General features: G+C 54.3%; 12 protein-coding genes. 3 read left to right on the top strand and 9 right to left on the bottom strand.

What is annotated here, in order from left to right; genetic code table 11:
- Positions 1–15: 15 nt before the first annotated feature.
- Both HALO_RS08930 and HALO_RS08925 read right to left on the bottom strand, forming a co-directional pair.
- Positions 16–1,197 carry an ABC transporter ATP-binding protein gene (locus tag HALO_RS08930; RefSeq protein ID WP_035583999.1) on the bottom strand — a complete coding sequence of 394 codons (1,182 nt, stop codon included), beginning with the start codon at positions 1,195–1,197 and terminating at the stop codon, positions 16–18.
- 99 nt (positions 1,198–1,296) lie between these two features.
- Positions 1,297–2,400 (bottom strand): polyamine ABC transporter substrate-binding protein, encoded by a 1,104-nt coding sequence (locus HALO_RS08925; RefSeq protein ID WP_035584001.1) that lies wholly within the window; start codon positions 2,398–2,400, stop codon positions 1,297–1,299.
- Between the two features lie 373 nt (positions 2,401–2,773).
- On the opposite strand from HALO_RS08925, the gene ahpC reads away from it, so the two are divergent.
- Together ahpC and ahpF are read left to right on the top strand one after the other, a co-directional pair.
- Positions 2,774–3,337: an alkyl hydroperoxide reductase subunit C gene (gene ahpC / locus HALO_RS08920; protein ID WP_007113282.1), complete on the top strand. Its 564-nt coding sequence runs from the start codon at positions 2,774–2,776 to the stop codon at positions 3,335–3,337.
- Positions 3,338–3,499: 162 nt separating this feature from the next.
- The gene (gene ahpF, locus HALO_RS08915; RefSeq protein ID WP_035584003.1) at positions 3,500–5,056 is read left to right on the top strand and encodes an alkyl hydroperoxide reductase subunit F; all 1,557 of its coding nucleotides are present in this window, start codon (positions 3,500–3,502) and stop codon (positions 5,054–5,056) included.
- Between the two features lie 81 nt (positions 5,057–5,137).
- On the opposite strand, the gene phaC is transcribed toward ahpF, so the two are convergent.
- The 5 genes from phaC to prmB all read right to left on the bottom strand — a co-directional run bounded on the left by phaC (position 5,138) and on the right by prmB (position 10,340).
- A complete protein-coding gene (gene phaC / locus HALO_RS08910) occupies positions 5,138–7,042 on the bottom strand; it encodes a class I poly(R)-hydroxyalkanoic acid synthase (protein WP_081899155.1) in 1,905 nt (634 codons plus the stop codon).
- Positions 7,043–7,185: 143 nt separating this feature from the next.
- A complete protein-coding gene (locus HALO_RS08905) occupies positions 7,186–7,596 on the bottom strand; it encodes a phasin family protein (RefSeq protein WP_035584005.1) in 411 nt (136 codons plus the stop codon).
- Between the two features lie 151 nt (positions 7,597–7,747).
- The gene (locus tag HALO_RS08900) at positions 7,748–8,185 is read right to left on the bottom strand and encodes a hypothetical protein (protein ID WP_035584007.1); all 438 of its coding nucleotides are present in this window, start codon (positions 8,183–8,185) and stop codon (positions 7,748–7,750) included.
- A gap of 90 nt (positions 8,186–8,275) precedes the next feature.
- A complete protein-coding gene (aroC, locus tag HALO_RS08895; RefSeq protein WP_035584009.1) occupies positions 8,276–9,367 on the bottom strand; it encodes a chorismate synthase in 1,092 nt (363 codons plus the stop codon).
- Between the two features lie 13 nt (positions 9,368–9,380).
- Positions 9,381–10,340, bottom strand: a complete 960-nt coding sequence (gene prmB, locus HALO_RS08890) for a 50S ribosomal protein L3 N(5)-glutamine methyltransferase (RefSeq protein ID WP_035584011.1) — start codon at positions 10,338–10,340, stop codon at positions 9,381–9,383.
- A 162-nt stretch (positions 10,341–10,502) separates the two neighbouring features.
- Between prmB and HALO_RS08885 the strand changes: the two genes are divergently transcribed.
- The gene (locus HALO_RS08885) at positions 10,503–11,072 is read left to right on the top strand and encodes a Smr/MutS family protein (RefSeq protein ID WP_050713344.1); all 570 of its coding nucleotides are present in this window, start codon (positions 10,503–10,505) and stop codon (positions 11,070–11,072) included.
- 4 nt (positions 11,073–11,076) lie between these two features.
- On the opposite strand, the gene HALO_RS08880 is transcribed toward HALO_RS08885, so the two are convergent.
- Both HALO_RS08880 and HALO_RS08875 read right to left on the bottom strand, forming a co-directional pair.
- Positions 11,077–12,093 (bottom strand): patatin-like phospholipase family protein, encoded by a 1,017-nt coding sequence (locus HALO_RS08880; RefSeq protein ID WP_035584015.1) that lies wholly within the window; start codon positions 12,091–12,093, stop codon positions 11,077–11,079.
- A 14-nt stretch (positions 12,094–12,107) separates the two neighbouring features.
- A complete protein-coding gene (locus HALO_RS08875; RefSeq protein WP_035584017.1) occupies positions 12,108–13,013 on the bottom strand; it encodes an alpha/beta fold hydrolase in 906 nt (301 codons plus the stop codon).
- Between the last annotated feature and the right edge of the window lie 109 nt (positions 13,014–13,122).

Here is a 13,122-nt window from a genome sequence, read left to right as displayed (position 1 = left end):
TGAGAAACCCAGCCATCAGCGATTGAGCACAATCGTACTGTGATCTTCCCAGTAGACATAGACGTTGTCTTCCCAGGTGGGGCGATCACCGCGACGCTCGGTATTGGCCATACTGACCTTAATGATCTGGCCCGACGGTGTGCGCACGTAATAGAGCGAGAAACCACCTAAGTAGGCGATATCGTCCACCTTGCCTTCCGCCCAGTTATATTCAGTGGTGGGTTTCTCGCGGGTAAGCCAGATTTTTTCAGGCCGAAGTGCGACCCAAACCCGACGATTCGACGCCTGGGTGGTAATACCATGGTCAATATAGATGGGGCGCTCAAGCGCGGGGGCAACAATGCGGCAGTGGTCGGCTGCATCTTCAATAATCTCGCCCTCGAACAGATTCACCGTGCCGACGAATTCGGCCACCATGCGGCTCACCGGGCTTTCATAAATATCGATGGGCGAGCCTATCTGTTCGATCCAGCCATCGGCCATAATCGCCACACGGTCGGCCATGGTCATGGCTTCTTCCTGATCGTGGGTGACCATAATGCAGGTAACGCCGACCTGCTCGATGATTTCAACCACCTCTAGCTGCATTTCCGTGCGCAGCTTTTTATCCAGCGCGCCCATAGGTTCGTCTAGCAGTAGCAGCTTGGGTCGTTTGGCCAGTGAACGCGCCAGTGCCACTCGCTGGCGCTGACCACCCGAGAGCTGATGCGGCTTACGCTTGGCAAAGCGCTGCATATGCACCAGTTTGAGCATTTGCTCGACGCGAGCATCGATATCCGCCTTGGGCAGTTTGTCCTGCTTTAAGCCAAAAGCAATATTCTGCGCCACTGTCATATGCGGAAATAGCGCATAGGACTGGAACATCATATTGATAGGCCGCTTGTGCGGAGGCATCGCGGTGATATTTTCACCGTCTAATAGAATGCGGCCTTCTGTTGGGGTTTCAAAGCCCGCCAGCATCCGCAGCAGGGTTGATTTACCTGACCCAGAACCACCCAATAGCGCGAAGATTTCTCCGCGTTTAACCTGCAAATTAACATCATCCACCGCCAGCGCATCATCAAACCGCTTGCTTAAGCGTTTAACTTCCAGCACCACATCCTCAGCGAACCGCGGGATTTTACCCTGGGGCCGCGACGCTGAAGGCGTGATGGGTGAAGCAGATGAAGGCTCGTTCGACAGGGGCGTAGTGACCATTCGCCACTCCCATCAAAAGGCCCGGAAATCCGGGCATTAAAAAAGACGAACAGCGAGCCTGCGTATCAACCCCAGGCTCGCCGTCGGATAAATGTCGGCTTAACGACCCGACTTTACGCGATTCCAAATACGCGTACGGGCACGTAGCACATCTTGAGGCTTTTCGGCCTGGACGTATAGGTTTTGCATGACCTCGGTTTCCGGGTAAATAGCCGGGTCATTGAGGATCTCATCGGAGAGATATTCATTGGCCGCCGCGTTAGGGTTGGCATAACGAACGTACTCGGTAATTTCAGCGGCGATTTCAGGGTCGAGAATAAAGTTGATAAAGGCGTGGGCGTTTTCAGTGTTCGGCGCGTCAGCGGGTACCGCCATCATATCGAACCAGAGCGCTGCGCCTTCTTTAGGAATGCTGTAACCAATACTAAAATCGCGCCCCGCCTCTTCTGCACGCTCGGCGGCCTGGAAAATATCGCCAGAATAGCCTGCGGCCACGCAGATATCACCATTGGCCAGATCGGACACATAGCGCGAAGAGTGGAAGTAGGTCATGTCGTCGCGCACTTCGGCGATCAGTTCACCGGCGGCTTCCAGATCGTCGATATTCTCACTCAGCGGATCTAACCCCAAATAAGCCATGGCGGGTGAGAGCATCTCATCAGCGGAATCCAGCATCGACAAGCCGCAGCCCGCCTCGCTCAACGCGGCGGTTATTTCCGGATCAAACAGCAGCGCCCAGCTATCTACCGGCGCGTCGTCACCCAAAATTTCTTTAACGCGATCAACGTTATAGCCAATCCCATTGGTGCCCCACATATAAGGAACCGAGTATTCGCTACCAGCGTCGATAGTTTCCAAGTTGGCCATCAGTTCGGGGTTGAGATTGTCTAAATTGGGCAGTAACTCATGGTCAAGCGGCTGGAAAACACCGGCTTTCACTTGGCGGGTAAAATAGTAGGTAGAGGGTACTACCACATCGTAACCGGAGCGCCCTGCGAGCAGTGCAGCATCCAAAATCTCATTGCTATCATAAACGTCATAGGTCACCTCAATGCCGGTACGCTCGGTGAACTTTTCCAGCGTTTCCGGTGCAATGTAGTCTGACCAGTTAAACACCCGCACCTCTTCGGCGTGGGCAGCGCTAGCCGCTGCGGCGAAGGAGATAGCCGCAACGGCCGCGGAAAGTTTGTGGATGTTCCCCATTATCACTGCTCCTGTTGTCCTAACTATTTTAGTAAACGATTCAACCAAATAATTTGCCAAGGGTTGCCTATCAAGTGCTTCTTACCCAGTGCGCCACAAAGCCTGCCATCAGCGGCTAACAATAGCGTAGGCCATAATGCTGACCGTGCGAATTTTGCGGTGCAGTGACGGCTACCGCAAGCCAATGTGAAAAATTCTTGTATTTTGCCCTACCGTCCCCATTAAGTAGCAGGTAAAACAACGCTCTTTTATCCGCCAATAGGGCAACGCTATTGGTTGGATGGCTTTTTTTAATTTTAGACATTAGTCGCTAGCCGTTAGTATTAGCCATACTTTATAAACCCTACACTCATGACACCAGGAGACTATCTCAATGTCCTTGATCAACACTGAAGTAAAGCCGTTTAAAGCTACCGCTTACCTGAATGGCGAATTTGTCGATGTGACTGAAGCGGATCTACAAGGCCAGTGGTCTATTTTCTTCTTCTACCCAGCCGACTTTACTTTCGTTTGCCCGACTGAGCTTGGCGATTTGGCCGATCACTACGCTGAATTCAAGAAGTTGGGCGTTGAAATCTACAGTGTTTCAACCGATACCCACTTTACGCACAAAGCCTGGCACGACAGCTCTGAAACTATCGGCAAACTGCAGTACCCGATGATTGCTGATCCGACGCTGCGCATTTCACGCAACTTCGAAGTGTTGATTGAAGAAGCGGGTCTTGCTGAGCGCGGCACCTTTGTCGTCGACCCCGATGGCAAAATCCAGATTGTTGAAATCAACGCTGGCAACATCGGTCGTAATGCTGAAGAGCTGCTGCGTAAAGTGAAAGCCGCTCAATACGTTCGTGCCAACCCGAACGAAGTATGCCCGGCCAAATGGAAAGAAGGTGAAGAAACACTGGCACCTTCACTGGATCTTGTAGGCAAAATCTAAACCGCCTACGGCTTTCACGCGCTTGCTCTTATTTGCGTGGCGCAAGAGCGTGCAGGTTCAACGCCCGGGTTTCGCCCGGGCGTTCTGTTTTAAATTATTAATGATTAGCACCGTCACACGCGTGTATTTAATACGTCTGTTACTTGCGAGGAAGCTACTGTCATGCTGGACGCCAATTTAAAATCCCAGTTAAAAGCGTATCTGGAAAAAGTGACTCAGCCGTTCGAGATTGTTGCCTCCCTCGATGACGGTGCCAAGTCACAAGAACTTCTCGGCCTGCTTGAGGACATCAGCAGCCTGAGCGATAAGATTACTCTACACAGTGACGGCCAGGACGACCGCAAGCCATCGTTTGCAATCAACCGCCCCGGCGAAGAGACGGGCGTGGTGTTTGCTGGCATCCCCATGGGCCACGAGTTCACATCGCTGGTTTTAGCGCTGCTGCAAGTCGGCGGCCATCCACCCAAAACCTCTGATGAGCTACTCAAGCAAATTAAAGAGCTCGACGGCGAGATGCTTTTCGAGACTTACTACTCGCTCTCCTGCCAGAACTGCCCTGACGTGGTTCAAGCGCTTAACCTGATGGCTATTTTCAACCCGAAGGTGCGCCATGTCGCTATCGACGGCGCGCTGTTCCAGGATGAAGTCGAGTCGCGGGAAATCATGTCGGTACCGAGCATCTACCTGAACGGTAAACCGTTCGATCAAGGCCGCATGACCCTTGAACAGATTCTGGCCAAGGTGGATACCGGTGCCGCGGAGCGCGATGCCAAAAAGCTAAGTGAAAAAGCCGCTTTCGATACGCTGGTGATTGGTGGCGGCCCGGCAGGCGCGGCGGCCGCCATTTACTCAGCCCGTAAAGGTATTAACACAGGCATTGCCGCTGAGCGTTTCGGTGGTCAGGTGGCTGACACGATGGGAATTGAAAACTTTATCTCCGTCTCCCATACCGAAGGCCCCAAGCTGGTTAGCGCGCTTGAAGAGCACGTAAAAGATTACGAAGTCGATGTCATGAACCTGCAACTTGCCACTACCTTTAAAGCCGCCGAAGCGGAAGGTGGTTTGCACGAAGTCACTTTTGAGTCCGGCGCGACGCTTAAGAGCAAAACCCTGGTATTGGCGACGGGCGCCCGCTGGCGCGAAATGAATGTGCCCGGCGAACAGCAGTACCGCAATAAAGGGGTGGCCTACTGCCCTCACTGTGACGGCCCGCTGTTCAAAGGTAAACGGGTAGCGGTGATCGGCGGCGGTAACTCTGGCGTTGAAGCGGCGATCGATCTGGCGGGTATTGTCGGCCATGTCACGCTGGTAGAGTTTATGGGTGAGATGCGCGCCGATGCAGTGCTGCAGAAAAAGCTTAAGAGCCTGCCTAACGTCGAGATTATTCTCAACGCACAAACCACTGAAGTCACTGGTGATGGTAGCCGTGTTAATGGCTTGAACTATAAAGACCGCACGTCTGATGAGAGCAAATCCATCGCGCTGGAAGGTATCTTTGTTCAGATTGGTCTGGTGCCTAACACCGAGTGGTTAAAAGGCTCACCGATTGAGATGACGCCCCGCGGTGAGATCATCGTCGATGCTCACGGTATGACCTCCGTACCTGGGGTATTCGCCGCGGGCGATGTGACTACCGTGCCTTATAAGCAGATCATTATTGCCATGGGAGAAGGCGCCAAGGCATCGTTGGGTGCTTTCGACTACTTAATTCGTAATTGAACCATGATAAAACGAAGCCCGCTGATTTCAGCGGGCTTTTTTGGGTTTTAATATCAGCGACGACGCCATTAAGACACGCCATTAAGACTTAGACGGGATTTCTCCCAGCACTTCGGGAATGGTGGTTTTCACATAGCGCCCTGGCGCAGGCTCGATCACCTTGAGCTCGCCGTCACCGGGTTGACGTACAGGCAGCATTTTTTCGCTATCGGCATAGCCATTGTCGGTCATCCACGCCTGCCAATGGGGCCACCAGGAACCTTCCTGAGCCTTAGCGCTTTCCAGCCACGCCTCATGACTTTCCGGCAGTGCGTCGCTCGTCCAGTAGCCATACTTGTTCTTATGGGGCGGGTTAACGATACCCGCGATATGCCCCGAGCCGCCTAGTACAAAGGTAACCGGCCCCTTGGGAAGCAAGGCCCCGTAGTAAGTACTGTTCCACTTGGCAATATGGTCTTCTTTGGTAGACACAAAGTAGCTGGGCGCCGATACCTTACGCAGATCAATTTTCACGCCATCCAGCTCAATGCCACCGGGCTCAACCAGACGGTTTTCCAGATACATATGGCGCAGGTACCAAGCATGCGTCCCAGCAGGTAAGTTAGTGCCATCAGTGTTCCAGTAGAGCAGATCAAAGGCAGCGGGCGTCTCGCCCTTCAAGTAATTATTAATATAGAACGACCAAAACAGATCATTCTCACGCAGCAGGTTGAAGGTGTAAGCCATAGAGCGTCCATCAAGGTAGCCCTTCGCTTCTAGCGTTTGCTCAATCCCCTCAACCACCCGCTCATTAAGAAATACGCCGATGTCGCCAGGGTCACGGAAATCCTGCAGCGTGGCCATATAGGTCACCGACTTTACTTTGCGCCCGCGCCGGGTGCTGGTCAGGTACGCCACCGTTGAGGCGGTTAACGTACCGCCTACGCAGTAGCTGAGCAGGTTCACCGACTTCTCGCCACAGGCCTGTTCGATGGCTTCCATGGCGCTAATTGGCCCCATCTGCATATAGTCGGCCCAGGTGATATCGCGCTGCTCCGGGCCAGGGTTACGCCAGGAGATAAGAAACACTGTGTGGCCTTGATCCACAAGCCACTTAACCATTGAGTTATCTTCACGCAGGTCAAGGATGTAGTACTTATTGATCCACGGCGGCACCATCAGCAGCGGTGTTTTAAAGGTCTTTTCCGTGGTTGGCGTGTATTGGATCAACTGGATCAATTCATTTTCATATACCACCGAACCGGGCGTTACCGCTATGTTTTCACCCACGCCAAAGGCGCCGCGGTCAGTCATACGGACATTAATACCTTCAGCTGAATTGCCTAAATCCTCTCGCAACCGCTCCAAACCATCGATTAAATTTTGGCCGCGGGTTTCAAGCGTACGGCGCATGACTTCTGGATTAGTCGAAATAAAGTTAGTCGGCGCCATCGCATTGACCAGCTGGCGGGCGTAAAACTCCAAATTACGCTTATGGGTGTCATCCAAACCACCCAAGCTTTCAACCAGCTCTTCCACCATCTGCGAGAACAGCAAATACTGCTGCATAATGGACATATAGTGGGGATCTTGCGTCCAGGCGTCGTCTTTAAAGCGACGGTCACTCTTGTCGGGCATAATCAGCGGCGTAACCTGCTCACCGGCCATACTACGCATGGCCTGTTGCCACAATAACCACTGATCTTGGAGTAATCGGGTTTGGGTCTCCCACAGTAGGGTGGGGTTTTGCATCAGCGACTGAGCACCCGCTTCAAAGCTCTCGCGCATATCACTGTAAATGGAGTCGGCGGCTTCACTGGGCGCGATACGAGAAAGCAGCTCCTGCATCAATCCTTGGTACTGTTCACCTATCTCTTTAAGCTGATTATTCCAGGCTTCAATCTCCGCCGGGGATAGCCCTTCAGGCAGCCCTTCAGAAAATCCTTGCGACAGGCTTTCAGTTAGCCCTGACATTGCCTGAAATGGATTGTGCCACGCTGACTGCATACTTATTCTCCCCACGCCTATCTTCGGGCGCACCGACCATTTTGGCTATGACCAATTTTAAGAATTTATAAGTTCATATTATATATAAATTAAAGCTTATAAATGCATCGCGGCGCCCTTGGGCGCCGCGATGATGTCGCTAATCAGCTCTTACGCGATGACTGACTGGAGGCTTTGGCAGGTTGCTCACCTTTAGTAGCCGCCTTGGCTTGCTCAGACATTTGCTGACCGGCTTCGCTGAACATCTTTTCCATTTCAGACTTGAATTGCAGGCTCATCTCGCTCATGACCCGCGCGTCTTCCTGCATCTGCTGGGAAAGCTCGTTCATCATTTCTGCTTGTTTAGTGCCAAAATCACGCAGGCTTTCTGCGTCCTGAATTTCAGTGGCACTTCGAATGCGCTCAGTACCCATCTGGCTGTAGCGCTTCATGGCTTCCAACTGATATTGGGTCATTTTCTCCATGTTATTGAGCATCAGCGAATTGATTTTGCGCATGGGTTCAAACATTTGCTTAGTTTGGGCGTTAAAGGCGTCCATCATATTGTCTTGCATAGTGTCTGCTCCTGTTTCGTTCCTTGGCATGAGCCTTGGAGTGACTCATCGTGATGTAGCTTTTCCTGCTTTACGTTAATTTGCTGCACTGCAAAAAGAGTAGCGCCTACCATGCTGCATTGCAACATACTTCCGCTCGCACTCTTACCCACTAACCTTTTGCTCGAGAGCGAGAGGAAGCGGTGGCTTTGGCCTTGTCACTTTTTTCGCTTGATGCCGCTTTATCCGACGACGCTTTATCGGTTGACGTTTTATTCGATGCAGACTGACGCGTTTGTTTATCAGTCGCTGCCGTTTCTCCAGTGGTACCCGCTTGGCGCAGCATATCCAGCATCATTTGCTGATAAGTGCCGAAATTAGCAAGTCCTTGAGACAGTCCTTCGGATAACCCCTGGGAGAGCCCTGGCTGCATCATCGGCTGCTGCAGAAAAGGCCGCATCAGACTCATGGGGTCGTAGCCCTCTACCCCAGACTCCATCTGCCGCTGGATATTTTCCAGCAGGTTTTTCTGGAAGGCTTCGACATCCGGCAGGCCCAGTGATTGGCGAAATTCATCCGGAGTAAGATCAAACTCAACGTTAATCTTCATAGGCGGCTCCTGCACTGTTTGTCACGACCATTAGTCATGCATTTGTTTTGTTTGAGTGTAGCAGCGAACTGCAAATCTCACCGTATTGCGTTAGCGCTGGGTTAAACGCGGCGTATCAACGCTTACTTCGCCATTTTGACCGCGCTGACGCAGCCAGTGATCCAACAGGGTAATCGCCATCATCGCTTCAGCAATGGGCGTTGCACGAATACCCACGCAGGGGTCGTGACGGCCTTTGGTAATCACTTCGACGGCCTGTCCATGGATGTCGATAGAGCGGCCAGGCGTGGTAATGCTGGACGTCGGTTTTAGCGCCAAACGAGCTACAATGGGCTGGCCGCTGGAGATACCCCCCAGCACGCCACCCGCATGATTAGAGAGGAAGCCTTCAGGCGTCATCTCGTCACGGTGCTCGCTGCCGCGTTGGGCGACACAGCCAAACCCTGCACCTATCTCAACCCCTTTTACCGCATTAATACTCATCAAACCATGCGCCAGATCAGCATCTAAGCGGTCAAACACCGGCTCTCCCAGCCCAACCGGCACGCCTTCGGCAATCACGGTAATCTCTGCACCCACGGAGTCCTGGTCGCGGCGTAGCTGATCCATATAGGCTTCCAGTTCGGCTACGCGCTCCGGGTCAGGGCAGAAAAACGCATTTTGGCCCACCGACTCCCACTGCTTGAATTCAATCTTAATCGGGCCTAGCTGGCTCATATAACCGCGAATCTGCACCCCTTGAGCGGCCAGATATTTCTTGGCGATCGCTCCAGCGGCCACTCGCATAGCGGTTTCACGGGCGCTGGAGCGCCCGCCGCCGCGGTAGTCCCGGTGGCCATATTTATGGTGGTAGGTGTAGTCCGCGTGAGCAGGCCGAAACTGCTCTTTGATTTTTGAGTAGTCGTTAGAGCGCTGGTCGGTATTTTCGATTAACAGGCCAATAGAGGTACCGGTGGTCTTACCTTCAAACACCCCGGATAGGATGCGCACCTGATCAGGCTCTTTGCGCTGGGTGGTATGCCGCGAACTGCCCGGCCGACGGCGATCCAGATCGTGCTGCAAATCTGCTTCGCTTAACGGTAACCCAGGCGGGCAGCCATCAACGATCGCGCCGAGCGCAGGGCCGTGACTCTCACCAAACGTAGTGACGGTAAATAGTTTGCCAAAGGTATTGCCAGACATGGCGGTTAGTTCCTCACAGGAAAGACGCCGCATGGGCGTCGAGTTCAGCGGCGCTCAAGGCAAATACGCCCTGGCCGCCACGCTCGAATTCAAGCCACAGGAAAGGCACGTCGGGAAACGCGGCTTCCACATGGCGATCAGAGTTGCCGACTTCTACAATCAGCCAGCCCTCATCGGTTAAGTGCTCCCGCGCTTCACGCAGTATACGCCGCACAATATCCAGGCCATCGCTGCCTGCGCCCAGCGCTAACGAAGGCTCATGGCGAAACTCGGCGGGCATGGTGGCAAGGTCGCGGGCATCTACATAGGGKGGATTGGAGACGATGAGATCAAAACGCCGCCCCTCCAAGCCATTGAACACATCCGATTCGACCGCTCGCACCCGGTCACCCACATCATGGCGGGTAATATTTTGCCGTGCCACGGCGAGGGCATCCTGGCTGATATCGGCCAGCGTCACTTCGCAGGTGGGCAAATAGAGGGCGGTGGCAATGCCGATACAGCCGGAGCCGGTGCATAGATCCAACACGCTGGCGGGCGGCTCTTCGGGGAACCAGGCGGCAAAGCCATCTTCAATCAGCTCGGCAATCGGAGAGCGCGGAACCAGCACGCGCTCATCAACGTTAAACGGGTGGCCGGCAAAGAAGCTCTCACCGAGCAAATAAGGCAGTGGGCGGCGGGTAGTGATACGCTCACGCGCCAGGGCAATAATCCGCTGGCGTTCAACGGGCAGCAGCCGCGCTTCAAGGACACTGGGGTCAATATTCCACGGCAGGTGTAGCGCGCCTAAGCACAGCGCCACCGCCTCATCCCAGGCTGAGTCAGTGCCATGGCCATAGTGCAGCCCTGCCAGATAAAACTCGCTGGAGACCCAGCGCAGGTAGTCGCGCAGCGTAAACAGCTGACTCACCAGCAACGACTCTGACAGGGAAAGGGTTGAGTGAGAATGCTCAACGTTTAGATGCGTGGTCACAGCGGCTCCTGGTTGTTCATGGCAATAACGCGTTATACAGATAACGGATAAAAAGATTGTACCTTTCACTTCGTCCGGTTCACAGCAACGCTCAGCCCGCTATACTGTGCTCGTTTAGTTGATTCACCTTTTTTGCCACTTTTTCTGCCACCCGAGCCTGCCATGACGCGACGCCGCCACCTGCCTAATGATGACGATATCAGTGCCTTCCGCGACGCTTTGAAGGCGGCGGGGGTTCGCCCTATCGCCACCAATCAGGCCGACCCTGGCAAGCCCAAACGCGACAATAAGGTTCATGAGGCGCGTCGCAGCGCAGCGGTTGAGAACAGCACACCACAAGCCAGTGGACGCACCTCGGATGGCCGGGTGGAAGCCGTACGTCCCTCTGAGTACCTAGAGTTCAGCGTACCCGACTTGCCATGGCGTACGTTTAGTCAGTTAAAACGCGGCCAAACGGCGTGGCAGGCGGGGCTTGATCTGCATGGCTATACGCTGGAGGAGGCTCGCGCGGAGTTAGAGAGTTTTTTACGCGATTCGGCGGGGCAAGGACTGCGCTGCGTGTTGGTGGTGCACGGCRAGGCGTGGGGCACCACCTCAGACTTTCCGGTGCTCAAGAGCCATACCAACACCTGGCTGCGGGAGTGGCCGGGAGTGCTGGCCTTCTGCTCGGCCATCGATATCGACGGTGGCACCGGAGCAGTCTATATATTGCTACGTAAGCGGGGCCAGTAGGCTTCTACTCGGTAGCGTCAGAAGCAATGCTGGGCATGCGGCGTTCCAGCGCTTCATCTGCCAAATGGCGGCCAAGGCGAATCAAGTCACGGCCCCGGTAAAATTCATAAGTGCTACACACCGTTTTGGGTATTTCGATCAGTACATCGGGCGGGTACCCCGCCACCTTGTACTTGGCCAACGCCGCCTGGGTAATATCAAACGACTCCAAAATCATATCGAGCTTGCTCCACTCGCGCTTGCCTCGCGCTTCAGTTATTTCTTCTAGCTCTTCGTCGTCGCTCTCGCCATTTGCTCCCAACCCTGCCCACAGCTTTTGGGTAACGGCACGCACATCACCTATCCAACTTCCCATGCGTTGATCACGATCAATTTCGTTCTGAGTACGACTATCGGCTGTTTCCTCTTCTTTAGGCAGTAACTCCTCTAAGGTCACCGGCAACGGGCTATGGGCAGTTACATTAACCGCGACCACAAAGTCCGCTTGGTGGGCGGCGACCATGGGCATAATCGGCAGTGGGTTGAGCAACCCGCCGTCCACCAGCACCTGCTCGCCTAGATGAACCGGTGTGATAACACCTGGTACGGCCATGGAGGCACGAATCGCCTGCAGCAACGGGCCACTTTGAAACCACACTTCCCGCTGTCGCACCAGGTCTGTCGCAACCGTGGTAACGGGGATCGCCAGGTCTTCGATGAGAATATCGCCGACCAGCGATTCTAGTTTGCTCATAACTTTACTGGCACGCATAGCGCCCATAGGGCTCCAGGTGACATCGACCAGTTTGAGCACATCAAGGTAGTCTAGCTGGCACACCCAGTCTCGGTATTCCGGCAGCTTACCTGCGGCATAAATCCCGCCAATCACCGCCCCCATCGAACATCCGGATACGGCCACGATTTCAAATCCACGCGCCTCTAGCGCTTCAATCACGCCGATATGCGCATAGCCGCGAGCGCCACCGCTACCCAGTACTAGTGCGACCTTATTGCCACTATTCAAATGCGCCAATTCATTCATGCTACGTTCCTTACCTAAACGGTACCGGTATTGCCCCAGTGTCCGCCGATAACTGAGGCGACTTGCGCCACAGCCCTGGGCTCCAAGTGTAAGTGATGGCCACCCTTGAGCACCTGGCGGGTTAACCCCTTGACAGCTTGCCGCGCCTCTTGGGCCCATTTCCGTTCGCCCAGAATACCCTGCTCGCCTTCTATCAATAGCAGCGGCGCGGTAATGTCCGCCAGTAGTGCAATGACCTGTTCGGGTGTAAAGCGCACCAGAGACGGCTTCAGCAATCGGCTATCAGTGCGCATTTGCACATGACCATCGGTGGTAGGCTGGGTATTACGCTCCACTAGCGGGGTTGCCGTTATGCTATCTATGGGCGTAACGCCACCCGCCACTCGGGCGGCCACGGCACTCTCGATATCGGGATAGCGCGGTGCGCGGGAAAGTGGTCGACGGTAGGCAATTAACCCCTTTCGCAGCTGGCTTGCGGTCTCTTCGATAGGCGTATTGAGCGCCCCCAGCCCATCAATTAGCGTTAGCCGTTCAACCCGCTCAGGTAGCGCAGCAGCGAGCAAGCAGGCCACCGCAGCGCCCATAGAGTGGGCCAGCAGGCTGGTTTGCTCCAGCGCCAAGGTCTCCATGGCGTCCAGTACGTCTTGGCAATAGTCCCATAGAGCATAATCACCGGCTGGTGGCGCGTGGGCCGAATGGCCGTGGCCTCGAAAATCCAGCGCCACAATCCGAATACCCAACGCCTCTACCAATAGCGGGGCTAACCGGGTAAAGCTGGCCGCATTATCCAGCCAGCCATGCAAGGCCAACCAGGTTGGGGCATCAGAACGCCCCCAGCTCAGCGCCGCTAGGCGACCCTGAGCAAGTGAAAGCGGCTGCGGCGCATAAGCGCGCGCAGCCGTAGAGCTAGATTGAGGCATAATTCACAGTCCTGAATAAACAGCTAGCGATTCTAAATAAACACCACCTCTCAAAGGCAGGATGACGGCGAAGGCGACAAACGTTACCATGCTAGGCATATTTTACTTC

The sequence above is a fragment of the Halomonas sp. R57-5 genome, from assembly GCF_900070345.1.
GTDB classification, from domain to species: domain Bacteria; phylum Pseudomonadota; class Gammaproteobacteria; order Pseudomonadales; family Halomonadaceae; genus Vreelandella; species Vreelandella ventosae_B.
This window is presented reverse-complemented; position numbering and strand designations above follow the sequence as displayed.